The organism is Pseudomonas sp. AC463 (assembly GCF_979253585.1).
The window spans coordinates 45130-70251 of the sequence record NZ_CEEDDZ010000019.1 but is presented as its reverse complement, the minus strand read 5'-3'; the positions used below and the strand labels follow the sequence as shown (position 1 = coordinate 70251).

General features: G+C 61.2%; 32 protein-coding genes. 16 read left to right on the top strand and 16 right to left on the bottom strand.

Annotated features, from left to right (window positions below; all coding sequences use genetic code 11):
- Positions 1-5 precede the first annotated feature (5 nt).
- Together AC0IYH_RS22530 and AC0IYH_RS22525 are read right to left on the bottom strand one after the other, a co-directional pair.
- Positions 6-1433 (bottom strand): YfcC family protein, encoded by a 1428-nt coding sequence (locus AC0IYH_RS22530; RefSeq protein ID WP_471836270.1) that lies wholly within the window; start codon positions 1431-1433, stop codon positions 6-8.
- 107 nt (positions 1434-1540) lie between these two features.
- A complete protein-coding gene (locus AC0IYH_RS22525; protein WP_471836269.1) occupies positions 1541-2437 on the bottom strand; it encodes a LysR family transcriptional regulator in 897 nt (298 codons plus the stop codon).
- 184 nt (positions 2438-2621) lie between these two features.
- Here AC0IYH_RS22525 and AC0IYH_RS22520 point away from each other — a divergent pair, with 184 nt between their 5' ends.
- Together AC0IYH_RS22520 and AC0IYH_RS22515 are read left to right on the top strand one after the other, a co-directional pair.
- Positions 2622-3845, top strand: a complete 1224-nt coding sequence (locus AC0IYH_RS22520; RefSeq protein WP_471836268.1) for an OprD family porin — start codon at positions 2622-2624, stop codon at positions 3843-3845.
- 104 nt (positions 3846-3949) lie between these two features.
- On the top strand, positions 3950-4567 hold the full coding sequence (locus tag AC0IYH_RS22515) for an FKBP-type peptidyl-prolyl cis-trans isomerase (protein WP_122773542.1): 618 nt from the start codon (positions 3950-3952) through the stop codon (positions 4565-4567).
- 60 nt (positions 4568-4627) lie between these two features.
- On the opposite strand, the gene AC0IYH_RS22510 is transcribed toward AC0IYH_RS22515, so the two are convergent.
- From AC0IYH_RS22510 to AC0IYH_RS22500, 3 genes are all read right to left on the bottom strand, one after another.
- Positions 4628-4885: a PA4570 family protein gene (locus tag AC0IYH_RS22510; RefSeq protein ID WP_116630307.1), complete on the bottom strand. Its 258-nt coding sequence runs from the start codon at positions 4883-4885 to the stop codon at positions 4628-4630.
- A 161-nt stretch (positions 4886-5046) separates the two neighbouring features.
- Positions 5047-5388 carry a zinc ribbon domain-containing protein YjdM gene (locus AC0IYH_RS22505; RefSeq protein ID WP_471836266.1) on the bottom strand — a complete coding sequence of 114 codons (342 nt, stop codon included), beginning with the start codon at positions 5386-5388 and terminating at the stop codon, positions 5047-5049.
- 193 nt (positions 5389-5581) lie between these two features.
- Positions 5582-6550 (bottom strand): polyprenyl synthetase family protein, encoded by a 969-nt coding sequence (locus AC0IYH_RS22500; protein WP_032885595.1) that lies wholly within the window; start codon positions 6548-6550, stop codon positions 5582-5584.
- 239 nt (positions 6551-6789) lie between these two features.
- Here AC0IYH_RS22500 and rplU point away from each other — a divergent pair, with 239 nt between their 5' ends.
- The 7 genes from rplU to AC0IYH_RS22465 all read left to right on the top strand — a co-directional run bounded on the left by rplU (position 6790) and on the right by AC0IYH_RS22465 (position 12347).
- Positions 6790-7104: a 50S ribosomal protein L21 gene (gene rplU / locus AC0IYH_RS22495; protein ID WP_003176051.1), complete on the top strand. Its 315-nt coding sequence runs from the start codon at positions 6790-6792 to the stop codon at positions 7102-7104.
- A 31-nt stretch (positions 7105-7135) separates the two neighbouring features.
- Positions 7136-7393, top strand: a complete 258-nt coding sequence (rpmA, locus tag AC0IYH_RS22490) for a 50S ribosomal protein L27 (RefSeq protein WP_003176049.1) — start codon at positions 7136-7138, stop codon at positions 7391-7393.
- Positions 7394-7586: 193 nt separating this feature from the next.
- Positions 7587-8810, top strand: coding sequence for an Obg family GTPase CgtA (cgtA, locus tag AC0IYH_RS22485; protein ID WP_101272965.1), 1224 nt, complete (start codon positions 7587-7589; stop codon positions 8808-8810).
- A 111-nt stretch (positions 8811-8921) separates the two neighbouring features.
- Positions 8922-10040, top strand: a complete 1119-nt coding sequence (gene proB, locus AC0IYH_RS22480; RefSeq protein WP_057013120.1) for a glutamate 5-kinase — start codon at positions 8922-8924, stop codon at positions 10038-10040.
- A 15-nt stretch (positions 10041-10055) separates the two neighbouring features.
- Positions 10056-10520 carry a CreA family protein gene (locus AC0IYH_RS22475; protein WP_099587254.1) on the top strand — a complete coding sequence of 155 codons (465 nt, stop codon included), beginning with the start codon at positions 10056-10058 and terminating at the stop codon, positions 10518-10520.
- A gap of 101 nt (positions 10521-10621) precedes the next feature.
- Positions 10622-11104, top strand: coding sequence for a glutathione peroxidase (locus tag AC0IYH_RS22470; RefSeq protein ID WP_116630309.1), 483 nt, complete (start codon positions 10622-10624; stop codon positions 11102-11104).
- Positions 11105-11243: 139 nt separating this feature from the next.
- A complete protein-coding gene (locus tag AC0IYH_RS22465; RefSeq protein ID WP_122773539.1) occupies positions 11244-12347 on the top strand; it encodes an NADH:flavin oxidoreductase in 1104 nt (367 codons plus the stop codon).
- A gap of 111 nt (positions 12348-12458) precedes the next feature.
- Here the strand turns inward: AC0IYH_RS22465 and AC0IYH_RS22460 are convergent, their stop codons facing one another.
- Positions 12459-13637 (bottom strand): glycosyltransferase family 4 protein, encoded by a 1179-nt coding sequence (locus AC0IYH_RS22460; RefSeq protein ID WP_471836260.1) that lies wholly within the window; start codon positions 13635-13637, stop codon positions 12459-12461.
- 54 nt (positions 13638-13691) lie between these two features.
- Entirely contained in the window at positions 13692-14456 is a 765-nt protein-coding gene (cysZ, locus tag AC0IYH_RS22455) for a sulfate transporter CysZ (protein WP_471836258.1), read from the bottom strand.
- Between cysZ and AC0IYH_RS22450 the strand changes: the two genes are divergently transcribed.
- Complete coding sequence (locus tag AC0IYH_RS22450) at positions 14455-14610, top strand: hypothetical protein (RefSeq protein WP_163821429.1); 156 nt, start codon at positions 14455-14457, stop codon at positions 14608-14610. The two genes, cysZ and AC0IYH_RS22450, sit on opposite strands and share 2 nt — an antisense overlap.
- 127 nt (positions 14611-14737) lie before the next feature.
- The gene (trxB, locus tag AC0IYH_RS22445; protein ID WP_116630313.1) at positions 14738-15700 is read left to right on the top strand and encodes a thioredoxin-disulfide reductase; all 963 of its coding nucleotides are present in this window, start codon (positions 14738-14740) and stop codon (positions 15698-15700) included.
- 125 nt (positions 15701-15825) lie between these two features.
- Here trxB and AC0IYH_RS22440 read toward each other — a convergent pair whose 3' ends face one another.
- Genes AC0IYH_RS22440 through AC0IYH_RS22415 form a run of 6 tightly spaced genes read right to left on the bottom strand, consistent with a single transcriptional unit; the run spans position 15826 to position 18755 of the window.
- Complete coding sequence (locus AC0IYH_RS22440) at positions 15826-16167, bottom strand: HopJ type III effector protein (protein ID WP_116630314.1); 342 nt, start codon at positions 16165-16167, stop codon at positions 15826-15828.
- Positions 16160-16456: a DUF1244 domain-containing protein gene (locus tag AC0IYH_RS22435; RefSeq protein ID WP_065908484.1), complete on the bottom strand. Its 297-nt coding sequence runs from the start codon at positions 16454-16456 to the stop codon at positions 16160-16162. Before AC0IYH_RS22435 ends, AC0IYH_RS22440 begins: the two co-directional genes overlap by 8 nt.
- 16 nt (positions 16457-16472) lie before the next feature.
- Positions 16473-16844, bottom strand: a complete 372-nt coding sequence (folX, locus tag AC0IYH_RS22430; protein ID WP_471836256.1) for a dihydroneopterin triphosphate 2'-epimerase — start codon at positions 16842-16844, stop codon at positions 16473-16475.
- A gap of 2 nt (positions 16845-16846) precedes the next feature.
- Complete coding sequence (folE, locus tag AC0IYH_RS22425; RefSeq protein WP_101272958.1) at positions 16847-17407, bottom strand: GTP cyclohydrolase I FolE; 561 nt, start codon at positions 17405-17407, stop codon at positions 16847-16849.
- A gap of 19 nt (positions 17408-17426) precedes the next feature.
- Positions 17427-18137 (bottom strand): dihydromonapterin reductase, encoded by a 711-nt coding sequence (folM, locus tag AC0IYH_RS22420; protein ID WP_471836254.1) that lies wholly within the window; start codon positions 18135-18137, stop codon positions 17427-17429.
- A gap of 57 nt (positions 18138-18194) precedes the next feature.
- Entirely contained in the window at positions 18195-18755 is a 561-nt protein-coding gene (locus AC0IYH_RS22415; RefSeq protein ID WP_116630316.1) for an antibiotic biosynthesis monooxygenase family protein, read from the bottom strand.
- A gap of 212 nt (positions 18756-18967) precedes the next feature.
- Here AC0IYH_RS22415 and AC0IYH_RS22410 point away from each other — a divergent pair, with 212 nt between their 5' ends.
- Positions 18968-19924: a MerR family transcriptional regulator gene (locus AC0IYH_RS22410; protein ID WP_471836252.1), complete on the top strand. Its 957-nt coding sequence runs from the start codon at positions 18968-18970 to the stop codon at positions 19922-19924.
- Between the two features lie 2 nt (positions 19925-19926).
- Here the strand turns inward: AC0IYH_RS22410 and AC0IYH_RS22405 are convergent, their stop codons facing one another.
- Both AC0IYH_RS22405 and AC0IYH_RS22400 read right to left on the bottom strand, forming a co-directional pair.
- Positions 19927-20532 (bottom strand): hypothetical protein, encoded by a 606-nt coding sequence (locus tag AC0IYH_RS22405; RefSeq protein ID WP_471836251.1) that lies wholly within the window; start codon positions 20530-20532, stop codon positions 19927-19929.
- A 58-nt stretch (positions 20533-20590) separates the two neighbouring features.
- Positions 20591-21058: a PAS domain-containing protein gene (locus AC0IYH_RS22400; protein ID WP_116630319.1), complete on the bottom strand. Its 468-nt coding sequence runs from the start codon at positions 21056-21058 to the stop codon at positions 20591-20593.
- A gap of 129 nt (positions 21059-21187) precedes the next feature.
- Here AC0IYH_RS22400 and AC0IYH_RS22395 point away from each other — a divergent pair, with 129 nt between their 5' ends.
- From AC0IYH_RS22395 to AC0IYH_RS22380, 4 genes are all read left to right on the top strand, one after another.
- The gene (locus tag AC0IYH_RS22395) at positions 21188-21643 is read left to right on the top strand and encodes a flavodoxin (RefSeq protein ID WP_471836249.1); all 456 of its coding nucleotides are present in this window, start codon (positions 21188-21190) and stop codon (positions 21641-21643) included.
- Between the two features lie 304 nt (positions 21644-21947).
- On the top strand, positions 21948-22730 hold the full coding sequence (locus AC0IYH_RS22390; RefSeq protein ID WP_471836247.1) for a class II aldolase/adducin family protein: 783 nt from the start codon (positions 21948-21950) through the stop codon (positions 22728-22730).
- Complete coding sequence (locus AC0IYH_RS22385) at positions 22730-23632, top strand: alpha/beta fold hydrolase (RefSeq protein WP_471836246.1); 903 nt, start codon at positions 22730-22732, stop codon at positions 23630-23632. Before AC0IYH_RS22390 ends, AC0IYH_RS22385 begins: the two co-directional genes overlap by 1 nt.
- A gap of 174 nt (positions 23633-23806) precedes the next feature.
- Positions 23807-24718, top strand: a complete 912-nt coding sequence (locus AC0IYH_RS22380; RefSeq protein ID WP_116630323.1) for an SDR family oxidoreductase — start codon at positions 23807-23809, stop codon at positions 24716-24718.
- Between the two features lie 127 nt (positions 24719-24845).
- Here the strand turns inward: AC0IYH_RS22380 and AC0IYH_RS22375 are convergent, their stop codons facing one another.
- Complete coding sequence (locus AC0IYH_RS22375) at positions 24846-25121, bottom strand: hypothetical protein (RefSeq protein WP_471836244.1); 276 nt, start codon at positions 25119-25121, stop codon at positions 24846-24848.
- Position 25122 lies beyond the last annotated feature (1 nt).

Genomic DNA, 25122 nt, shown 5'->3' with positions numbered 1-25122 from the left:
TCGACTCAGTACCCGCTCGTGACCGCGATGGCCAGCAGCACCATCGCCAGCACGGCATAGATCAAGAACAGCGGCAGGATGTAGCGGGCCCATTGGCCCCAGCCGACATTGGCGGTGGCGAGCAGCACCAGCAGGCCGCTGGAGGTGGGCGTGATCATGTTGGTCAGGCCGTTGCCCATCAAAAACGCGAACACCGTGGTCTGCGGGCTGACCCCGGACAACTGCCCCAGCGGGCCGAAAATCGGCATGGTCACGGCGGCCTGGCCCGAGGTGGACGGGATCAGCACATCCAGCCCCAGCTGCGCGAAGAACATGCCGTAGGCCGACACAATCGGGCCGTGATCGCCCACCAGGTTGGCCAGGCTGTTGACGATGGTGTCCAGCACCTGGCCGGTGCTGAGGATGATCTCAACGGCGGTGGCCAGGCCGATCAGCACGCCGGCGATCAGCACCTTTTTCATCCCGTCGACAAAGGCACTGGCGGCAGCACTCGCGCCAAGGCCGGCGATCACGCTGAAGGCTACGGTCAGCAACAGGTAGAACGCCGACAACTCATGGTATTTCCAGCCCCAGCGGTTGGAGGCGTAGACCAGGAACGCGATGCCCGTCAGCAGTACCATCAGGTTGATCAGGTGGCGCATGGGCAGGGGCGAGCTTTCAAAGGTGATCTGCGCCGTGGCGTCGAAACCCTGTTTGCGAATGCTCCATAGCACGAAGGCAATCCCCACCAGCAGGAAGGTGGCGTAGGCCAGGACACGCATGCTCAAACCGCTGAAAATCGGCAGCCCTACCATCGGCTGGGCTACCGACAACGCCACCGGGTTGGAAATTGATGCCAGGTAGCCGATCTTCACCGAAATGGTGACGATCGCCAGGCCGATCAGATTCGACAGCCCCAGCCGGTTGGCCATGGCCACCATCAGCGGCACGATCAGGATAAATTCCTTGGCGAGCCCCATGAACGTGCTGCCGGCGGAGAACACCAGCATCAGGCTTGGCACCAGCACGTAGATATTGCCTCGGGTCAGGCCCAGCAGGCGTTCCAGCCCGGCATCGATCACCCCGGCCTTGTTCAATACGCCAAACATGCCGCCAATGAACAGCACCATGAAAATCAGCGCCGCGCGTTTTTCGATGCCCTGGGGAATGGCCATGAAGCCTTCCACCAGCGACACCGGGCGGGCCACGCTGTCGCCCGCCTTGCGCGGTTCGAGGGCGAACAGTTGGCTGAAGGAGTCGTGTTTTTCCAGCACCTGGTAGGAGCCGGGAACCACCAGGCCATTCTGGCGCTGGAACGTGCCCGAGTTCACCGCATAGGTGAACGCCACTGCCAGCAAGACGATGCTCAGCAGGATGATGGCTGGGTTGATCTGCTTGCGTTGCGTGGGTTTTCCCACCGCCGCTTGGGTGGGGATGCTCTGTGATTCGCTCATGCTCATGGCCCCGGCGTGTGCCGTTATTGTTGTTGGGGTGATGCGTATGGGGCGGACACTAGGGCAAAGTTTTTACCGCGACAACGTTATGCGTACGCTGGGTTGGGCTATGCGTTTTGTGTGTTCAAGCGTTGCTTGAGGTGTTCGGCAAACGCAGTCACCACCGGGGATCGGGCTTCGTCGGCGCGAAAGGCCAGGCCGAATGCATAGGGCAGCGCCGGGCGAAAAGGCCGGGTCACAATCGGCAAATGCAGGAAATGGCTGGCGAGCAAACCATTGACGATCGACACCCCCAGGCCTTCGGCGACAAAGCTGCAGGCCGCCCCCACCGAGTGCACTTCGACGCGCACCTGGGGGGTGAGGTTGGCCGCGCGGAAGACCTGATTCAACTCGGCACGCAGGGCGCGTTGGCGGCCGAGCATCACCAGCGGCACGTTGCGCAAATGCTGCACTTCGATACAGGCGTGGCGGGCCAGTGGATGATCGGCCGGCATCACGCACACGCCCTCGGTGTGCAGGACCGGCTCGATGTCGAAGTCGGGAATTTCGGTGGGCAAGCGCACAAAACCCAGGTCGGCGGAGCGGTCGAGCACAGCGCGTTCGATCATGTCGTAAGAGCCGGTCAGCAACTCGACCACGATGTCGTCATGGCTCTTGAGAAACTCCGCGACGATCCGTGGCAACAGCTCCTGGGTCATGCTGGTGGGCACGCCAACCTTGAGCAGGCTCTTGCGCGAACGACCCACGCGCATCTCGTCGGCCAGGCGTTGGATGCGCTGCATGCCGTCCACCAGCCCGGCGACTTCGGCGAGCAATTCCTCGGCCTCGGGCGTAGCCATGAGGCGGCCCTTTTTGCGCAGGAACAACGCGAATCCCAAGTGCTCTTCCAGCTGGCTCAACAGGCGGCTCACGGCCGATTGCGACAGGCCCATGCGGGTGGCTGCGCCGATGGTCGAGCCGGTGGACATGATCGCCTTGAAGGCTTCGAGCTGCTTGAGATTCACCGTATTTTTCCTGTCGGTTGCGAGGTGCGCGCGGTGCTTTGCGCATAGCCTGATGCGCTTCTCGCATAACGTTGTGGGGCTGTCGACGAGCCGTTAGTGTCCGCCCCAACGCGCCATGCCGTCCAGCCTGGCGCGAGGTGCAACTGCCCATAAAAATCGACAACATGGCATTGAGGAAACGGTTATGCGTGAGTTTTTCACGAGGGGAGGCATGGTCTCGGCGGGGCTGCTGGCGGGGCTGTCACCGGCATTGATGGCTCAGGGTTTCTGGGAGGATTCCCATGGGCGATTGACCTTGCGCAACTTCTACTTCAATGACGATTACCGCGACGGTGGCGATGACCGCAGGGAGTGGGCCCAGGGCTTTCTGCTCAACCTGCAGTCGGGCTATACCGAGGGCACCGTCGGGTTCGGCCTGGATGCCTTGGGCCTGGCGGGGCTGCGGCTCGACTCCAGCCCCACTCATGCGGGAACGGGGCTGTTGCCGGTGCACGATGACGGGCATGCGGCGAGCGGGTTCTCCAGCCTGGGCGTCACCGCCAAGATGCGCTGGGGCGATGCGGTGGTGAAAACCGGCACGTTGCTGCCGAAAATTCCGGTGCTGGTCTACAACGATGGGCGCCTGCTGCCGCAAACCTTCCAGGGTACGCAGGTGGAGTACACCGGTATTCGGAACCTGTACCTGCACACCGGGCACCTGGATAAATTCAAACTGCGTAACTCCACTGACAGTGTGGACATCTACCCGCAGGGCTACGGCGGCAAGCAGGGCAGCGACTTCGATTTCGCCGGTGCCACCTATGCCTTTACGCCTACGCTGAGCGGCACTTGGTACTACGGCGAAATGCGTGAATTCTATCGCCAGCAATTCTTTGGCCTGGTGCACAAGCAGCCGGTGGGCAGTGGCACGCTGACCAGCGACCTGCGCTACTTCATCAGCGATAAAGCGGGCGAGGCGCGTAACGGCAACGTCGACAGTGACATGTTCAGCGGGCTGTTTACCTATCGCCTGGGGACCCAAGCGCTCGGCGTCGGCTACCAGAAGGTCAGCGGCGAAACCGCGTTGCCTTATGCCAGCGTGTCGACGGTGTATTCCTTCAGTAATGCGGGTGTGGGCAAATTCATCCAGGCCGGTGAGCAAACCTGGATGCTGCGCTACGACTATGACTTTGCTGCGGTCTTGCCAGGCTTGAGTTTCATGACGCGTTACTACAAGGGGCAAAACGGCGACTACAAAGGCCGTGAGGCGCGTGAGTGGGAGTCCGACACCAACCTGCGCTACGTGATCCAGAGCAGCCCCTTCAAGGGCCTTGGCGTAGAGCTGCGCAAAGCGACTTACCGCTCGACCTATGCCAGTGACCGGGACAACCACCGACTCTACCTGACCTACGAGCTGGCGCTCTGGTAGCCGGGGAGGGGGCTCATCATGGACCGGTCTTGTGTGCTAGTCTGCTGGCCCTTTTAGTTCTGGAGGGCGCGGGAAGTCGCGTCGTCCTACAGCGGAGCCTCTTCATGTCCGAAGTTAATCTGTCCACCGACGAAACCCGCGTCAGCTACGGTATCGGCCGTCAGTTGGGCGACCAACTGCGCGACAACCCGCCACCGGGCGTGAGCCTGGACGCCATCCTGGCTGGCCTGACCGACGCTTTTGCCGGCCAGCCAAGCCGTGTTGATCAAGAGCAAATGGCCGCCAGCTTCAAGGTCATCCGCGAAATCATGCAAGCTGAAGCGGCTGCCAAGGCTGAAGCCGCGGCGGGCGCTGGCCTGGAATTCCTGGCTGAAAACGCCAAGCGTGATGGCATCACCACCCTGGCTTCCGGCCTGCAATTTGAAGTGCTGACTGCCGGTGATGGCGCCAAGCCAACCCGCGAAGACCAGGTGCGTACCCACTACCACGGCACCCTGATCGACGGCACTGTGTTCGACAGCTCCTACGAGCGCGGCCAGCCTGCAGAATTCCCGGTTGGCGGCGTGATCGCCGGCTGGACCGAAGCTCTGCAACTGATGAATGCCGGCAGCAAATGGCGCCTGTACGTGCCGAGCGAACTGGCTTACGGCGCTCAAGGCGTTGGCAGCATCCCGCCGCACAGCGTTCTGGTGTTCGACGTTGAGCTGCTCGACGTTCTGTAAGACCTGCTGATTACCTGTTGGGGCGAACCTGTTCGCCCCAACAGGGTTTTGCGCGGTGGCTCATGGGTGAAACTTGCCATTGAGGTCCGTCGCCGGGCGCAACGCTCGGGCATAGCAGAACAGAAACAAGTTACGCACCACCTCTTTCAGCACACCGGGTTCACTTGAACTCAGGCCATTTACGTCCAGGTCGCCCTGGTCCTGCAGCTCACTCAGCGCCTCTTCTTCCAGCACTGCACAGACTTCGCCGGTTTCCCGATGCAGTATCCGCAGGTAAGGGTGTGGGCGGTCCAGCCAGGCATCTATCAAATAAGTCATGGGTCGCATCTCCTTGATGGGTTTCAATGAGAATAATTCTTATTCGTAGAATAGCAAGTGCCTATTGGCGATTTCCGTGTTTTTCTGTGTGGATATTGAGATCGGTCAAACAAGAGGGCGAAACGCCATCCCGCGGCGGGCGCGGGATGGAAGCAGCAGATTCAGACTTTACGCACGAACTCGGACTTGAGCTTCATCGGGCCGATACCGTCGATCTTGCAATCGATATCGTGGTCGCCGTCGCACAGGCGGATGTTCTTGACCTTGGTGCCGACCTTGACCACCAGGGAGGTGCCCTTGACCTTGAGGTCCTTGATCACGGTGATGGTATCGCCGTCCTGCAGGACATTGCCCACAGAGTCTTTCTTCACGGTTTCGTCGCCCGTCACGTCAGCTTCGCCAGTGGCGGACCATTCATGGGCACATTCCGGGCAGATCAGCTGGGCGCCGTCTTCGTAGGTGTATTCGGAATTGCATTTCGGGCAGGGTGGCAACGTGCTCACTAAAGCTCCTTGAAAGTCAGGATGGCTAAAAGTCGCACATTATATAGGGTTTTGTACGGGGGGCGGGTTCTTGAATTGGCAATACAAACCAAATGTGGGAGGGGGCTTGCCCCCGATTGCGGTACATCAGTCGATAGATTCAGCGACTGACACTCCGGTATCGGGGGCAAGCCCCCTCCCACATTGAACCGCATCAGTGCGTACGGGCTACCGCAAACTCACTCAGCTCCACCAGGGCATCCCGGTATTCGCTGGCCGGAAGGGCTTCCAGGCATTTGATTGCACGGGCCACGTAATCACGGGCCAGTTGCGCGGTGTAGTCCAGGGAGCCCGAGGCTTCCACGGCGGCGCGGATGCTTTCCAGGTCTTCGATCCCGCCTTTCTGGATCGCCTTGCGCACCAGGGCAGCCTGTTCCGGCGTGCCTTCGCGCATGGTGTAGATCAGCGGCAGGGTCGGTTTGCCTTCGGCCAGGTCGTCACCGACGTTCTTGCCCAGGGTTTCGGCATCGCCACGGTAGTCGAGCAGGTCGTCTACCAGTTGGAATGCTACGCCCAGGTGATCGCCAAAGGTGCGCAGCGCTTCGGCCTGTTCGGCCGTCGCGCCACACAGGGCCGCGGCGCTGTGGGTCGAGGCTTCGAAGAGCATCGCGGTTTTGCCGCGAATCACTTCCATATAGGTTTCTTCGGTGGTGCTGGCGTCGCGCACCTTGGACAGCTGCAGCACTTCGCCTTCGGCGATGATGCGCGTGGCCTGTGAAAGAATCTTCATCACTGGCATCGAGCCCAGCTCGACCATCATTTCGAACGAGCGCGAGTACAGGAAATCGCCTACCAGTACGCTTGGTGCGTTGCCCCACATCGCGTTGGCGGTCTCGCGGCCGCGGCGCATGCCGGACATGTCGACCACGTCGTCATGCAGCAGGGTGGCGGTGTGCAAAAATTCGATTGTGGCTGCCAGCAGGCGCAGGTCATCGCCTTCGCGGCCCAGGGCCTTGCCACACAGCAACACTAATAAAGGACGCAGGCGTTTGCCGCCCGCCGACGTAATATAGTCGCCAATTTTGGAGACCAGCGGCACTTTAGACGTCAGCTGCTGCTTGATGATGCCGTCGACGGCGCTAAAATCGTCCGCGACCGCGCGGTAGAAAGCTTGGGGTTGCATCAGCGACAGTCGCTCCAGAAGGGTTGCGCGGCATGCTAGGACCCTGACCCCGTAGTGTCAAGGCGCGATAGACGGCCACTTGCAAGCCTTCTATAGCTTGCGTACAATCGCGCACCCTGAACTTCCTGGGCAGCACCTGCCTTACGCAATTGCATTCGGGACGTCCATCCCATGCAGCCATGCCAGCCAATACCTTTTCTTATAAAGCGCTGGGTGAGCAGGATTATCGGAGAAATACCATGTCGTACGCAGTAATTGTTACTGGTGGCAAGCAATACAAGGTCGCCCCAGGTGAATACCTGAAGATCGAAAAACTGGAAATCGCTACCGGCGAATCCGTTACCTTTGATCGCGTTCTGTTGGTCGCCAATGGCGATGACGTGAACATCGGCGCTCCAGTTGTTGCTGGCGCTACCGTTGTGGCTGAAGTGATCTCCCAAGGTCGTCACGATAAAGTCCGCATCATCAAGTTCCGTCGTCGTAAGCACCACATGAAGCGTATGGGCCACCGCCAGTGGTACACCGAGATCAAAATCACCGGTATTCAGGCTTAATAGCCTAATTCCTCACTAGGAGAATTGACTCATGGCACACAAAAAAGCTGGTGGTAGTACCCGTAACGGTCGCGACTCAGAAGCCAAACGCCTTGGCGTTAAGATGTATGGCGGCCAGAAAATCATTCCGGGCAACATCATCGTGCGTCAGCGCGGCACCCAATTCCACGCCGGTTACGGTGTTGGCATGGGTAAAGATCACACCCTCTTCGCTAAAATCGAAGGCGTGATCAAGTTTGAAGTAAAAGGCGCGTTCAACCGCCGTTACGTGAGCGTTGTCGCCGCTTAATTGCGCGATCGCTGGAAAAGCCCTGTCTCGCGACGGGGCTTTTTCGTTTGTGGGGTGAGTCTCTTGCAAAGCTGTTTGTGATGGGCTCCAGCACTGGATTTGCAGGTGCTGATCGAGGTCTCTACGCTCATTTTTGCAAGAGTCTTATGTCTTGGTTTTTTAAGCTCGTCCGTGCGGCGAGAGGCGTTTTGTTATGAAGTTCGTTGATGAAGTTTCCATCCGAGTAAAAGCAGGCGACGGCGGTAACGGTTGCATGAGTTTCCGTCGCGAAAAGTTCATCGAAAACGGTGGCCCAAACGGCGGTGACGGCGGTGACGGCGGTTCCATCTACATGATGGCCGACGAAAACCTCAACACCCTGGTCGACTACCGTTACACCCGGCACTTCGATGCCGAGCGTGGCTCCAACGGCGGCAGCACCGACTGCACCGGTAAAAAAGGTGAAGACCTGGTACTGCGCGTACCGGTCGGCACCACGATCATCGACTCGGCGACCCAGGAAGTGATTGGCGACCTGACCAAGGCCGGCCAGAAGCTGATGGTTGTACAGGGCGGCTGGCACGGTCTGGGTAACACCCGATTCAAATCAAGTACCAACCGTGCGCCACGCCAGACTACCCCGGGCAAGCCGGGCGAGCAGCGTGACCTGAAGCTGGAAATGAAAGTACTGGCAGACGTAGGCCTGCTGGGCCTGCCGAACGCCGGCAAAAGTACCTTCATCCGTTCGGTGTCGGCCGCCAAGCCGAAAGTCGCCGACTACCCGTTCACCACCCTGGTGCCGAACCTGGGTGTGGTCAGCGTCGACCGCTGGAAAAGCTTCGTAATCGCCGACATTCCCGGCCTGATCGAAGGTGCTTCCGATGGCGCAGGCCTGGGGATTCGCTTCCTCAAGCACTTGTCGCGTACCCGTTTGCTGCTGCACCTCGTCGACATGGCACCGCTGGATGAAACCAGCGCACCGGACGCCGCTGAAGTGATCGTCAGCGAGCTGACCAAGTTCAGCCCGGCCCTGGCCGAGCGTGATCGCTGGCTGGTACTGAACAAGTGCGACCAGATCCTTGAAGAAGAGCACGAAGAGCGCGTCAAGGAAATCGTCGATCGCCTGGAGTGGGAAGGTCCGGTTTATGTGATCTCGGCCATCGCCAAAGAAGGCACCGAGCGCCTGACCCGCGACATCATGCGTTACCTGGAAGACCGCGCCGACCGCCTGGCGGCCGACCCGGTGTTCAAGGCCGAGCTCGCCGAACTCGATCAGCAGATCGAAGACGAAGCCCGCGCCCAGCTGCAAGCCCTGGACGACCAGCGTGCCCTGCGCCGCAGCGGCGTGAAGTCGGTCCATGACATCGGCGACGACGATTGGGACGAAGAAGATGTAGATGATGAAGACGGCCCGGAAATCATTTACGTGCGCGACTGATTCGTTGCGATAAACTTGAACGCCGCTCCCTATGGAGCGGCGTTTTGGTATCCGGGTTTAACGTTATGGGCGGCGCTGGGTCGCGCGGCCCTCACTCTAAGGTTGAAGATGATGCGGAGCAAAGTGACAGGTGCGCAGCGCTGGGTCGTAAAGATCGGAAGTGCGCTGCTGACGGCGGATGGCAAGGGGCTGGATCGCGCAGCCATGAGCGTCTGGGTCGAGCAGATGGTGGCCTTGCATGAGGCTGGCGTCGAGTTGGTGCTGGTGTCGTCCGGGGCGGTTGCCGCCGGGATGAGCCGCCTCGGCTGGACCGCGCGACCCAGCGCGATGCACGAACTGCAAGCCGCCGCCGCCATCGGCCAGATGGGCCTGGTGCAAGCCTGGGAATCCAGCTTTGCCGAGCACGGCCGCCACACCGCGCAGATCCTGCTGACCCACGACGACCTGTCCGACCGCAAGCGCTACCTCAATGCCCGCAGCACCTTGCGCGCACTGGTGGAGCTCAAGGTGATCCCGGTGATCAACGAGAACGACACGGTGGTCACCGACGAAATCCGTTTCGGCGACAACGACACCCTGGCCGCGCTGGTAGCCAACCTGGTGGAGGCCGACCTGCTGGTGATCCTCACCGACCGCGACGGCATGTTCGACGCCGACCCGCGCAACAACCCCGACGCCCAGCTTATTTATGAAGCCCGCGCCGATGACCCGGCGCTGGACGCCGTGGCCGGCAGCGTCGGCGGTGCCCTGGGCCGTGGCGGCATGCAGACCAAGCTGCGCGCCGCACGCCTGGCCGCGCGTTCCGGCGCGCACACCATCATCGTCGGTGGGCGCCTGGAGCGTGTGCTGGACCGCCTCAAGGCCGGTGAGCGCATCGGTACGCTGCTGTCGCCGGAACGCGGCATGCTGGCGGCGCGCAAGCAGTGGTTGGCCGGGCATCTGCAAACCCGTGGCACCCTGGTGCTGGATGCTGGCGCGGTATCGGCGCTGTCCCAAGGCAACAAGAGCCTGCTGCCGGTGGGCGTGAAACTGGTGCAGGGCAGCTTCCGCCGGGGCGAGATGGTGGTGTGCGTGGCGCCGGACGGTCGTGAGATCGCCCGGGGCCTGGCCAACTACAGTGCCCTGGAAGCGCAGAAAATTATTGGACAATCCTCTGATGCGATTGTCGGACTCTTGGGTTACATGGCCGAACCGGAACTGGTTCACCGCGACAACCTGATCCTGGTCTAACCAAAGGAATATACGATGCGTTTAGTGAAGTTCGCGCTGGGCCTGCTATTGCTGACGCCGCTGCTGGCCTCGGCCGAAGAAATTGGCCAGGTGTCGACGGTGTTCAAGTTCGTCGGCCCCAACGATCGCATTGTGGTCGAGGCTTTCGATGACCCCAAGGTCGACGGCGTGACGTGCTACCTGTCGCGCGCCAAGACCGGCGGCGTCAAAGGCGGCCTGGGGCTGGCCGAAGACCGTGCCGAGGCGTCGATTGCCTGCCGGCAGGTCGGGCCGATTCGCTTCAAGGGTGAACTCAAGGATGGCGACGAAGTGTTCAAGGAGCGTACCTCACTGGTCTTCAAGACCATGCAGGTGGTGCGCTTCCTCGACAAGAAGCGCAACACCCTGGTTTACCTGGTTTACAGCGACCGTTTGATCGAAGGCAGCCCGCAGAACGCGGTGACGGCGATTCCGATTTTGCCGTGGCCTACCGCTCAGTAGTCCGCAGGCGAGTTTTGTAATCGGCGTCTATGATTGCAGGCTTGCGGGTTGTAATCTCGAAACGCAGCTTTGCTAAGAACATCGGATATCTGGAGTTCGTCATGAGTGCTTTCCACGACCTGAAACTCAAAGCTTTGGACGGACAAGAGCTGCCGCTGGCGCCCTTCAAGGGGCAAGTTGTGCTGGTGGTCAACGTGGCCTCCAAATGTGGCTTGACCCCGCAATACGCGGCGCTGGAAAACCTCTATCAGCAGTACAAGGATCAGGGGTTTACCGTGCTTGGCTTGCCCTGCAACCAGTTTGCGGGCCAGGAGCCGGGCACCGAGGAGGAAATCCGCGAGTTCTGCAGCCTGAACTATGGCGTCACCTTCCCGTTGGGCAGCAAACTCGACGTGAACGGGCCTGACCGCCACCAGCTGTACCGCCTGCTGGCAGGCGAGGGCGCCGAATTTCCGGGGGATATCACCTGGAATTTCGAGAAGTTCCTGCTCGGCAAGGATGGGCGCGTGCTCGCGCGCTTCTCGCCGCGTACCCCACCGGATGACCCCGCGATCGTCCAGGCTATCGAAAAAGCCCTGAGCTGATCCTCGAGGCGAGCCCGCTCACCACACAAGCGGGCTCGCTTCAGTTTTACCCCTTAATCACCCAGATCAATAGTGCTACCCAGCACTGCACGCCACCCATATTATCCACATCATAAACCCCTCTTTGTGGAGTGCTCCCATGCCTGTCCAAGCCTTGTTCAAACCGTTTAAGCTCGGTGCACTGCAACTGTCGACTCGTGTGGTCATGGCGCCAATGACCCGTTCGTTCTCGCCGGGTGGCGTACCCAATTCCAAGGTAATCGAGTACTACCGTCGCCGTGCGGCTGCCGGCGTGGGCCTGATCATTACCGAGGGCACTGTGGTCAATCATCCGGCGTCCAACGGCTATCCCAACGTCCCGCATTTCTATGGCGAAGCGGCATTGGCCGGCTGGAAGAAAGTGGTCGACGCCGTGCACGCCGAAGGCGGCAAGATCGTCCCGCAGCTATGGCACGTGGGCAGCGTGCGCCGTATCGGCACCGAGCCTGACGCCAGCGTGCCCGCCTACGGCCCCATGGAGAAGCTCAAGGACGGCAACGTGGTCGTCCACGGCATGACCGCCCAAGACATCAAGGATGTGATCAACGCCTTCGCCCAGGCCGCCAAGGATGCCCAAAGCATCGGCATGGACGGCGTGGAGATTCACGGCGCTCACGGCTACCTGGTGGACCAGTTCTTCTGGGAAGGCAGCAACCAGCGCACCGACGAGTACGGCGGCAGCCTGGCCAACCGTTCGCGTTTTGCCATCGAACTGATCCAGGCCACCCGCGCCGCCGTGGGCCCGGATTTCCCGATCATCCTGCGTTTCTCTCAGTGGAAGCAGCAGGATTACACCGCGCGCCTGGTGCAAACCCCAGAGGCGCTGGGTGAGTTCCTCAAGCCGTTATCCGACGCAGGTGTGGATATTTTCCACTGCTCCACTCGCCGTTTCTGGGAGCCGGAGTTCGAAGGTTCCGACCTCAACCTGGCGGGCTGGACGCGCCAGCTCACCGGCAAGCCGACCATCACCGTGGGCAGCGTTGGCCTGGACGGTGAATTCCTGCAGTTCATGGTCAACACCGACAAGGTGGCACAGCCCGCCAGCCTGGAAAAACTGCTGGAGCGCCTGAACAACGACGAGTTCGACCTGGTGGCCGTGGGTCGTGCGTTGCTGGTGGATCCGGATTGGGCGGTGAAGGTGCGCGAAGGTCGCGAAGGCGACATCCTGCCGTTCAGTCGTGAGGCGTTGACGAGCCTGGTGTAAGCGGCGCTTGGTCTGACGCCATCGCGGGCAAGCCCGGCTCCCACAGGGAAACGCATTCCAATGTGGGAGCCGGGCTTGCCCGCGATGGCGATTTGACCGGCACCCCGCCTGTCAGATCGGGTTCGATGCCGCTGCAATCGCCGTCTGCTCGCCGCACGCACCGCGAAGTTGATGTTCGAACTGCTCGATAATCGCCGGCCAACCCTGGCGGCTGGCATGCTGGCGGGCATTCAAGCGCGCCCTGCGCAGGGTTTCGCGCTCCTCCAGCAGCCAGATGGCCGCATCGCAAAACGCTTCCTCATCCCCTGGCATCGCCAGCACGCCGTTGTAGCCATGGCGAATGTGCTGGGTGGCGGCCGCCTGGTCGTAAGCCACCACGCCGAGCCCGGATGCCATGGCTTCAAGCACCACGTTGCCGAAGGTTTCCGTCAGGCTGGGGAAGAGGAACAGGTCCCCCGAGGCGTAATGCCGCGCCAGCTCTTCACCGCGCTGGGTACCGCAGAATATGGCGTCGGGCAGCTCGCGCTCCAGCAGCGCGCGTTGTGGGCCATCGCCGACGATGATCAGCTTGAGCCGACGCTGTGGATAACTTGCCTGCACGGCGTCCACGCAACGCTTGAGCAGCCCGAGGTTCTTTTCCTGAGCCAGGCGCCCGACATGCATGATCGCAATATCGTCGTTTTCCAGGCCCCAGCTTTCGCGCAGGCCGCTGTCACGCTTGGCCGGGTGGAACAGCTGGCTGTCCACGCCACGCGCCAACATCCCCAGCCGCTCGAAATGCCGGCGCTCAAGTTCCAGGCGCTGGCTGGCGCTGGGCACCAGGGTCAGGGTCGAGCGGTTGTGAAACCAGCGCAGGTAGTGCGTGACCAGCCGGCTAAGCAGGCTCAGGCCGTACTGATTCGAGTACTGCTGGAAATTGGTGTGGAAGCCACTGACCACACTGATGCCCAAGCGCCGCGCCGCCCGCAAGGCGGATAGCCCGAGCGGGCCTTCGGTGGCGATGTACAGCACGTCGGGGCGTTGGCGCGTCCAGCGGCGCAGCAACTTGTGCATCGACGACTGGCCCCATTGCAGGCCCGGGTAGCCTGGCAGCGGCCAGCCGCGGCAGAGCAGCAAATCATCGTCACTCAACCGGCTCTGGTCCACGCCCTGGCGTGGTCGAACCAGCTCCACCTGATGGCCACGGGCGCGCAAACCCTCGCACAGGCGGCCAAGGGTATTGGCCACCCCGTTGATCTCAGGCGGGAAGGTTTCGGTGATCAGGGTGATGTGGAGCGCAGCTGTCGTCATGACCCACAGTGTCGCCGTGGGCCATGTCGCCAGTGTGTCATCCAGATGATGGATTTATGACTGGGTGATCTTTTGCGAGGCCATCGCCTCGGCGCCTTGCTCGCGTACCCAGAACAATGTGGCGCCGGCCACCGCCGCCGGCATCATCAACAGGTTGACCACCGGCACCAGCAGCACCAGGTAGACGATGCCGCCGAAGCTCATGCTCTGCCAGCGCTTCTGGCGCAGCCAGGCGAGCATTTCGTTCCAGCCCAGCTTGTGGTTATCCGCCGGGTAGTCGATGTATTGGATGGCCATCATCCACACCCCAAACAACAGCCACAGCGGCGCGGCGATCAGGTTGACCACCGGGATGAACGACAGGATAAACAGGCCGATGGCCCGTGGCAGGAAGTAGCCGAGCTTGCGCATTTCCCGGGCCAGGGTGCGCGGGACCATGGCGATCAGCTCGCCCCAGCTGAACGCGGGGAAGTCATCGGTGCCGCGCACCACCACCTCGACTTTCTCCGAGAGAAAGCCGTTGAACGGCGCGGCGATGATATTGGCGAGCATGGTGAAGGTGAAAAACACCATCAGCACCACCAGCACCACAAACAGCGGCCAGAGCAGGTAATTCAGAAAGCTCAGCCAGCTCGGCAAGGTCGGCATCAAGTGGTCGACCCACAGGCTGAACTGATGGCCGGCGAAGTAGATCAAGCCGACGAACAGTATCAGGTTAATCGCCAGCGGCAGCAGCACAAACAGACGCAGGCCGGGGCTCAACACCAGTTTGAGGCCTTCACGCAGGTATTGCGGGCCGGAAAGAGCAGGGGCGGGCATGGAGAACTCCGAACAGGATGACGAACGCGCCGACCTTACCGGCTTTAAACCAGCGGTGAAAGCGGCGACATCAACGGTAACAAAGGCGTCGATTAATCGGGCGCACAGCATAGAGACCACCTATGAGCTGGATTGTTATTCCGTATTTCCTTAATCTTGCCCCCCTCTATACGCTGCACCCATTATTTTCAGGACTCGCGAGTTCAAGCCTTCCCCAAGTGCTTCGCGGTCCTTTTTTATTCCAGCCGCCTTGTTGTCCGGGCGGTCGACAGGAGTGAGTCATGTCTGATACCCGTCATTCGCGAGTGATTATTCTCGGTTCCGGCCCTGCCGGTTACAGCGCTGCCGTTTACGCTGCCCGAGCCAACCTCAAGCCGCTGCTGATCACCGGCATGCAGGCGGGCGGCCAGTTGACCACCACCACTGAAGTCGACAACTGGCCGGGCGACGTCCACGGCCTGACCGGCCCGGTGCTGATGGAGCGTATGAAAGAACACGCCGAGCGTTTCGAAACCGAAATCGTGTTTGATCACATCAACGCGGTCGACTTCTCGAAAAAGCCCTACAGCCTCACCGGCGACAGCGGCGTCTACACCTGTGACGCGCTGATCATCGCCACCGGCGCCAGCGCCCGTTATCTGGGCCTGCCGTCCGAAGAAGCGTTCATGGGCAAGGGCGTTTCCGCTTGCGCTACCTGCGACGGTTTCTTCTACCGCAACAAGCCAGTGGCTGTGGTCGGTGGTGGCAACACGGCCGTGGAAGAGGCGCTGTACCTGGCCAACATCGCCAGCACCGTGACCCTGGTTCACCGCCGCGAGACCTTCCGCGCCGAGAAGATCCTGATCGACAAGCTGCATGCCCGCGTGGCTGAAGGCAAGATCATCCTCAAGCTCAATGCCACCCTCGACGAAGTCCTGGGCGACAACATGGGCGTGACCGGTGCTCGCCTGAAGAACAACGACGGCAGCTTCGACGAGCTGAAAGTCGACGGCGTGTTCATCGCCATCGGCCACACGCCGAACACCTCGCTGTTCACTGGCGTGCTGGAAGCCAAAGACGGTTACCTGGTGGTGCAGGGCGGCCGTGAAGGCAATGCGACTGCCACCAATATCGAAGGTATCTTCGCGGCTGGCGACGTGGCCGACCACGTGTACCGCCAGGCCATCACCTCGGCTGGCGCCGGTTGCATGGCGGCCCTGGATGCCGAGCGTTACCTCGACGGCCTGCAGAACGCCTCGTTCTAAACAGCGCCGCAAAACAAATGTGGGAGGGGGCTTGCCCCGATGAGGGAGTGTCAGTCACTGGATTGGTTGACTGACACACCGCCATCGGGGGCAAGCCCCCTCCCACATTTTTATCGGTGTTTGATTCAGGATTTGCGGGTGAGTGGTTGGGCGGTGAATTTTACGCCGGCCAGGCCGTGGGCGATCAATGCGCGGATATTGCCATGGTCACTGCCCTCAGGCGTATCCACCACCGAACGGTAGTGCTCACCAAACGCCAGCAACGCTTCCTGATCACTCAAGCCTTCCAGCAGCGCCAACCCCAAGGTCTTGCACGACCCCTCGTTCTGCCCGGCGGCGTTTTCCACGGTGCCGTTGGTGAAGGCTTGCGGCTGGTAATCGTAACCGGCGGCGACGAATGCCAGGGTCTCGGCAAAGGCGTGTTCGCCGCTGTTGAGGCTGGCGCGCAGGGTGTTCAAATCAGTCATGGGTTTTTCCTTTGGCGAACGCCGCCTGCTGGTCGGCACTGGCTTCTTTCTGGTATTGGGCTTTCCACTCGGCGTACGGCATGCCGTACACCACTTCGCGGGCGTCATCGAGGCTCAGCTCGATATGGCGCTCATCGGCCTCGGCCTTGTACCACTTGGACAAGCAGTTACGGCAGAAGCCCGAGAGGTTCATCAGGTCGATGTTCTGCACATCCTTGCGGCTGTCCAGGTGCGCCACCAGACGGCGGAAGGCGGCGGCTTCGAGTTCGAGGCGTTGTTGGTCGTTCATAGGGCTCACTTGACTATCAGCGGCTGGCGGCCAGAGTGATCGAAACCGACTCGGCGAAACGCAGCGCATGGGGCTTGTCCACTTCGACTTCGGCGTACAACACCGATTCATTGCTCATCACCAGGTCCAGCAGCTCCTGGGTCAGGCGCTCCAGCAGCGCAAAGCGATTGCCTTCGACGTGGGCGATGATCGCCTTGGTGATGGTGCGGTAGTTCAGCGCGTGGTCGATATCGTTGTCGCGCACGGCTTCCTGGGCGGCATACAGGATCGTCAGGTTGATCAGCACGTCCTGCTTGTTGAGGATCTCGTCTTCATTGATGCCGACGAAGGTGCGCAGGCACAGGTCCTTGACCCGGATGCGCGCCATGCCTGGTTGAAGTTGTGGCATTGCTACTTGCTCCGTCCAATCAGTTGCAGGAACTCCATGCGCGTGGTGTTCGACTCGCGAAACGCGCCGAGCATCACCGAGGTGTTCATGGTTGAATTCTGTTTTTCCACGCCGCGCATCATCATGCACATGTGCTTGGCCTCGATCACCACGGCCACGCCGGCGGCCTGGGTCACTTCCTGGATGGCGTCGGCGATCTGGCGCGTGAGGTTTTCCTGGATCTGCAGGCGCCGGGCGAACATGTCGACGATGCGCGCCAGCTTCGACAGGCCCAGCACCTTGCCGGTCGGAATATAGGCCACGTGGGCCTTGCCGATAAAGGGCAGCAGGTGGTGCTCGCACAGCGAGTACAACTCGATGTCCTTGAGGATCACCATCTCGTCGTTATCGGAGGCGAACAGCGCACCGTTGACGATGGTTTCCAGGTTCTGCTCGTAGCCATGACACAGATACTGCATGGCCTTGGCGGCGCGCTTGGGGGTGTCGAGCAAGCCTTCGCGTTCCGGGTCTTCGCCCAGGCCTTTGAGGATCTCGCGGTAGTGTTGGGGCAGGGATAAGGTCATACAACATCCTCAAAACGGCTTACTTGATATGCCGCCCGCCGTTGACGGTCAGGGTGGTACCGGTGACATAGGGGTTGTCCAACAGGTAACGCAGGCTCTGGTAAATCACCTCGGGCCCGGGCTCGATGCCCAGCGCCGACTTGGCCAGCACCTTGGTGCGATAGGCCGCGTCGTCGTCTTCATTGAACATCACCATCGCCGGGGCGATGCCATTGACCTTGATCAACGGCGCAAACTGCGCAGCAAACGACAGCGTGAGGCTGTCGAGCCCGGCCTTGGTGGCGCAATAGGCAATGTGCTGGCGGCTGCCCTTGCGCACCACGTCATCGCTGATGTGCACGATATCGGCAGGTGTCGAGCGTTGCAGCAAGGGTGAACAATGCAGGTTGATCAGGTACGGCGCAAGCATGTGTACGCTGAACATGTCGCTGAAGGCGCGGCTTTCGTCGCCGGGTGTTTCCGCGACCCAGGCCGAGGCGTTGTGGACAATCGCGCGCAGGCTGTGGGTGTGGGTGTTCAACTCGGCGATAAACGCCAGAATCCCCGCCTCCGTGGAGAAGTCGGCAAACACACCCACCGCGCCACGTGCGCGCAGGGCTTCGACGCCTGGGCGTTCGCTGCGGTAGCTGAAAATCACCGGTTGGCCCTCGTCCAGCAGGCGCTGGGCGCAATGCAGGCCGACACGCTGGCTGGCGCCGGTGATCAGGATCGGGGCGGGGGTGGAAGTCATGGGGGGCTCGCGTCGCTGGCAGAGTGAAACTATACCAGCGCGCGGCCGCCCCTGTACTCACGCGGCGGCTTCGGTGGCCTTGCGCGGTGGCGGCGTCGGGTGCAGCCAGTTGGCCAATAGATGGGTCGACAACGGGATAAACCAGTAAACCATCAAGGGCGTGAGCGCCAGGGTGCTGACCAGCACGCGCGGCACCAGGTCCAGCCCGCCGAGCAGCGGCCCGAGCACGAAGTTGAACAGCAGCGACACCGGGAAAAACGCCAGCCAGATCGCCACCGCCTGTTTCCAGCGCGGTGGCCGTGCGCCTACTGCGCCAAACCAGCCATCAATGCCGCTGACGCGATGTTCGGACGGGTCGGCAAACAGCTCGCTGCCACGGCTCAGCCACGCACTGCGCGAGGCGGAAAACTCCCAGGCGTGCAGGGTCTGGCCATCGGCGAAGCGGAAAATAATCTGGAATTCATCATCGTTGGGTGGTGGCGCGAGCACGCCGGAACCCAGGTAACCGGGAAAGTCCGTGGCCAATTGCTCGCCTTCGCGCAGCCAGGCCATCAATTCTTCGTAGCGACCTTTGGCCACGCGACGCGCAACCATCAAGGTGACGGGTGAGGTAGACATTGTGTATCTCCAAGTAATCAGGTGCGCTGGGCCGGGTAGGCGGCGCACAAACGTAGCTGCCGGGTAGGCTGCTACGTAAAAACAGGCAAGGATTATTCCTGTTTCAGCCAAATACACCAGATACTTTGGTCGGTTCGCTGTGTAACTTGAATCCGGTGCCCTCATAAGCGTTAAATGGGATCCAAATCGACACGGACGGTTCCTGACCTCTGATGCCCGAAATCACTGCTCCTCATCACGAATCCGCGCCCGACAGCGTCGCGGATATCGATGATCTTTTTCCGATTCGCGAAGTTGCCCGACTGACTGGCGTAAATCCGGTTACGTTGCGCGCGTGGGAGCGTCGCTATGGCTTGATTCAGCCGGTTCGCACCGAAAGCGGGCATCGGTTGTATTCGAGCACCGACATCGACACCGTGCACCGCGTTCTGGACTGGATCGAGCGCGGCGTCGCCGTGAGCAAAGTGGGCAAGATGCTGGCACGCGACGCGCTGTACAGCGAGCCCGCCACCCCCTCGCGCGTCGACACCGAACGCGAGTGGAGCCAGTTGCAGGCCCAATTGCGCGTGGCCATCAACGCGTTCGATGATCGTCAACTCGACCGCCTGTACGGCCAGATTTTCGCGGCTTACCCGCTTGCGGTGGTGCTCCAGAGCATTCTCATGCCCCTGTGGCAGCAGCTGCTGCGTCACCAGGGGCACTTCGGCCAGGCGAGTGAGTGGTTGTTCTTCGACGCCTTCCTGCGTGCCCGCCTTGCACAACGCCTGCACCTGGCCAGCGCTTCGGCGACACCTCGGGTATTGCTGGCGGCCGTGGCCGGCGAGTGCCGGGAGCTTGAGTTGCTGGTAGCGGGGGTGTTGATCGGCTCGGATAAGCTGGCGGTGAAAGTGTTTGCTGCGGGCCAGCCGTTTGACGAGTTGACGCTGGTGTGCGAGAAAACCCGGCCGCGCGCGCTGGTGCTGTTCTCCAACCGCGCACCCGGCGCCGAGTTGCCCTTGCGCCTCAAACGCCTGGCGCTGACCCTGGACTGCCCGTTGCTGCTGGCCGGGGATGCGTCGGACATGGCAGAAGAAACCCTGGCGGACTCATCCATCGGTTGCCTGGGCAATGAAGGGCGCTCGATGCAACACCGCTTGCAGCAGTTTCTGCGCGGCAGCCTGGACACCTGATCTCAGGCGTGAACCTCGGGGTGGATCAAGCGGTGCTGATGCAGGATGAACTGGCGCAGCCGCTCGGTTTCGTCCATGTCGCTCTGGTCCAGGCGATAGGCAAACAGGCCCCTCGCGGTTTCACGCTGCAGCGTGCCACGCAGGGCGATGCGCTCGTAGCCCGAAGGGCTGAACCACAGCGCAAAAGTCTTCGGCGGCTTGAACCGCCCGCGAATTTCCACCAGCACACCCTTGAATGAAACCTCATGCACCCACAGGGCGCCGGGGTTGCCCCTGATGTTCTCCAGCGCGACCGGCGCTTCAAGGGCCAGGCGCCAGGGGCGGACCATCGGCCCGTCCTCAAAGATAGTCGGCACGCCCAGGCGCAAATGCACCGCGTGAAACTCGTCTTCCACCAGGTGCAGGGGGAAGGTGAGTTGCTGGTTTTCGAACTGCGCCTGAATGGTGAGCTGCTCATGGCTGGCCAGCCGGGTGAGCAAGTCACGAATTTGCGCGCCGCCGTTGACGGTCAGGCTCGACGAAGCATCCCGCAGGTTGAGTTGCGGGTTGTGCTGCATCTTCTGGATAAAGTCCAGTTCGTCCTGTGTCAAAAGTGCGTCGCGTTGCATGAGGCGTGCTCAGGAGGGAGGCATTAAAACGCCATTATCCGCTTAATGGTCGAATATCCTATGATTTGTTGCTGCCACTGGTCATTTTAAGCACGGCCAACTCGGCTTTTACCTGGGCCAGTTCGGCTTCCAGCTGAAACACGCGCTGCTGGGCCTTGACCTGCAGGGTCACGTCCTTCTGCACACCGACAAAATACGTCTGTTTGTCCGCTTCGTTGTACACCGTCGACAGCGACAGTTCGTTCCAGAAGTGGCTGCCGTCCTTGCGGTAATTGCGCAGGGTTTCGCGACAGGCGCCGCCACTTTCCAGGGCCTCGCGGATGGCCATCAGGGCTGGCTGGTCGCGGTCGCCGGACTGCAGGAAACGGCAATCCTGATAGAGAATTTCATCCGGCGTGTAACCGGTCATCCGCTCGAAGGCCGGGTTGACGTAGATCAGCGGCCTTTCCTTGCCTTCGCGTTCCGCGACGACGATGCCGTCGTTGGAAGCGTTGATCACCATTTGCATCAGTTGAGCGTTAATCATTGAGCGGTACGTGCCTTGTTAAGGATGCTGGCAGTGTATGACATGCCCTGAATGTTGCACGGCGCGCGCCGAAATTTTTGCCACAGCTGCTAATATCCCAGGCTTTCACTCAACTACAGGATCAGATTGATGAAAGTCGCCATCCTTTCCGGCTCGGTGTACGGCACGGCTGAAGAAGTCGCCCGTCACGCCGCCGGCATCCTCAACGCGGCCGGTTTTGAAGCTTGGTACAACCCGCGCGCCACTCTGGCAGACGTGCAGGCCTATGCTCCCGAGGCCTTTCTGGCGGTGACTTCCACCACCGGCATGGGTGAGTTGCCCGACAACCTGCAGCCGCTTTATTCGGCCATTCGCGACGTGCTGCCCGCCGCCTGGCGCGGCCTGCCCGGCGCGGTGATCGGCCTGGGCGACGCCAGCTACGGCGACACCTTCTGCGGCGGCGGGGAGCAAATGCGCGAGCTGTTCGGCGAGCTGGGCGTGCGCGAAGTGCTGCCGATGCTGCGCCTGGACGCCAGCGAAAGCGTGACCCCGGAAGCCGACGCCGAACCTTGGCTGGCCGAGCTGGTTACTGCACTGCGCGCTTGACCGGAAACTCGCGCATTCTCGCCAGATAAAGACAATGTCCCCGCGCAAATAGTCGGGCGCCCTGAACGTGAGACGGGCCCATGAAGTGGGCGGCGAACAGGGCTCGGTGGCCTGCTCAACCTGTTTGCCGTGCCTTTATTGGCGGCGCTTCTCTGACGCTGCTTGAGCAAATTTCAACTATTCTCATGGCTGACTCGCTCGGTCATCAAGCTGGCTGCCAAGGCAACTCCTTGGGCCAGGGTGTCTGACTAGACTGGCCCATCACTCAAAAAATAATAACAAGTGCGCCAAGGAGGTCTTTACCGTGAGCCTAGCCCCCGTTCTATCGCCACAGAATGTCAAAGACCAGGTCAGCGCTGCCGAGTGGCAAGCCCGTGTCGACCTGGCGGCCTGCTATCGCCTGGTGGCGCTGCATGGCTGGGATGACCTGATCTTCACCCACATATCGGCCAAGGTGCCGGGCACCGATGACTTCCTGATCAACCCTTACGGGCTGATGTTCCACGAGATTACCGCGTCGAGCCTGGTCAAGGTCGACCAGGCCGGCAACAAGCTGATGGACAGCCCCTACGAGATCAACCCGGCGGGCTACACCATCCACAGCGCCATCCATGAAGTGCGCCACGACGTGAACTGCGTGCTGCACACCCACACCGCCTCCGGGGTGGCGGTGGCGGCGCAGAAGCAGGGTGTGCTGCCGATCAGCCAGCAATCGATTTTCGTGCTGTCGAGCCTGGCCTATCACGCCTACGAAGGCGTGGCGCTGAACCATGAAGAAAAGGCGCGCCTGCAGGCTGACCTTGGCGACAACAACTTTCTGATGTTGCACAACCACGGCTTGCTCACCTGCGGCAGCACCATCGCCGACACCTTCCTGATGATGTTCACCTTCCAGCGCGCCTGCGATATCCAGGTGCTGGCGCAAAACGGCGGCGCTGAACTGATCCCCATCGGCCCGCAGATTCTTGCCGGAGCCAAGGCGATGGTGGCGGCTGTCACAAAGAGTGCACAAGGTATGGGGGGCGCGCTGGCCTGGCCGGCGTTGCTGCGTAAATTGGACAGCCAAGACCCTGGGTATAAAAGCTGATGCCACTCGCCGAGATCCCGCTCAGAGCCTGGCGCAAGCGCGGTCAGGAATTCGTCTTCCGTGGTCGTGCGATCCGTTACTGGGTGGCGGGGCAGGGCGAGCCGTTGCTGCTGATCCATGGCTTCCCCACGGCCAGCTGGGACTGGCATTACCTCTGGCAACCCCTGGCCCAGCGCAATCTGGTGATTGCCTGCGACATGCTCGGCTTTGGCGAGTCGGCCAAGCCGCTGGACCACGGCTATTGCCTGCTGGAGCAGGCCGACCTGCAACAGGCGCTACTCGACCACCTGCGCGTGGATCAGCCGGTGCATGTGTTGGCCCATGACTACGGTGACAGCGTCGCCCAGGAGCTGCTGGCCCGCCACTATGAAGGCCGGTTTTCGATGGCCAGCTGCGTGTTTCTCAATGGCGGTCTGTTCCCCGAAACCCACCGCCCGGCGCTGGTGCAGAAACTCCTGCTCAGCCCGCTCGGCTGGATGATCGGCCGCGCCTTCGGGCGCAACGCCCTGGCCAACAGTTTCAGCCAGATCTTCGGCCCCAACACCCGCCCCAGCGAAAGCGCGCTGGATGACTTCTGGAGCCTGATCGACTGCAACGACGGTACGCGCATCCTGCACAAACTGATCGCCTACATTCCTCAGCGGCGACGTATGCGTGAGCGTTGGGTGGGTGCAATGCAGCGCGGCGAAGTACCGCTGCGGGTGATCGATGGCGAGGTCGACCCGATCTCCGGTGTGCATATGGTCGAGCGTTATCACCAGTTGGTGCCGAATGCCGACACGGTACTGCTGGCGAATATCGGCCACTACCCCCAGATCGAGGCGCCGGTGCAGGTGCTCAAGCACTACCTGGCGTTTCGCGATGGGGTTGGGCAGGCGGCGCCGCGCTTGGCCTATTCCTGACACCGCAGTTCCAATGTGGGAGGGGGCTTGCCCCCTCCCACATTTGAACCAGTGTCGGCCTGGCATCATCCCCCTGCCTTATCGAGCACCATTCAGCTCTGGCCGACTTTATTGTGACCAGAAGCCCCGTGCCTGACACTCAAGCCATTCCCATTGTCGCCATTGGAGTTCGGTATGAGTGAGTCAGTGCAGTTCCAGGATAAGGTCGTGATCGTCACCGGAGCCGGCGGCGGGTTGGGCCGTGCCCATGCACTGTTGTTCGCCCGGCACGGGGCCAAGGTGCTGGTCAACGATCTCGGCGGTTCCACCCAGGGCGAGGGCGCCAATGCGTCGGCGGCTGACCGCGTGGTCGCCGAGATTCGCGCCGCCGGCGGTATCGCCGAAGCCAACCATGACTCTGTCACCGAGGGTGACAAGATCGTGCAGAACGCCCTCGACGCCTTTGGTCGCATCGACGTGGTGGTCAACAACGCCGGCATCCTGCGTGACAAGACCTTTCACAAAATGGACGACGGCGACTGGGACCTGGTTTACCGCGTGCATGTCGAAGGTGCCTACAAAGTGACGCGCGCCGCGTGGCCCCATCTGCGTGAGCAAGGTTATGGCCGGGTAATTTTCACCGCGTCCACCTCGGGCATCTACGGCAACTTCGGCCAGTCCAACTACGGCATGGCCAAGCTCGGGCTCTACGGCCTGACCCGCACCCTCGCTCTGGAGGGGCGCAAGAACAACATCCTGGTCAACGCCATCGCCCCCACCGGCGGCACGCGCATGACCGAAGGCCTGATCCCGCCGCAAGTGTTCGAGCGCCTCAAGCCGGAGCTGGTCAGCCCGTTGGTGGTGTATCTGGGCAGCGAGGCCTGCCAGGACACCGCGGGGCTGTTTGAAGTGGGCGGCGGCTGGATCGGCAAGACCCGCTGGGAGCAAAGCCTGGGCATGGGGTTCGATCCGGACGCCGGGTTTTCGCCGGATGACGTGGCGGCGCACTGGGCGCAGATCTGCGACTTCGAAGGCGCCTCGCACCCCAAGGACAATATCGAGGCGTTGAAGGAGATGATGGCGAATTTGCAGAAATACAGCCTGTGATCGTTACCTGAAAAAGCCTGAATCCCACGGGGCGCTGATAGCGCCCCGTTTTATTTTCGGCAAAAAAAAGCCGCTGCAAAGGCAGCGGCTGAAGTAAGACGTTGGATCAAGGAGCGACAAATCAACGTCAGTGAACACCGGTAACAGATTGAAAATAGGCATCAATCCATTGGAGTCTGGCTTTTCTTCCCGTTGGGGAAGCGGGCCGTTTGCCCTGAAAGCCCGGCAAGAATAGCCGTTTGTAACAAAATGAGTAATAGCGCTTCAGGACAAGGACTGTTACCGATATGGCAATAGTTGCAATGGGCGCCATCCATCCTCCTGATAACCCGCCATCCACCCAATCCATGACCTCGCCCAGACCCCAGCCAGAGCGCCCGGTAATCCTTTCGAGCGACAACACG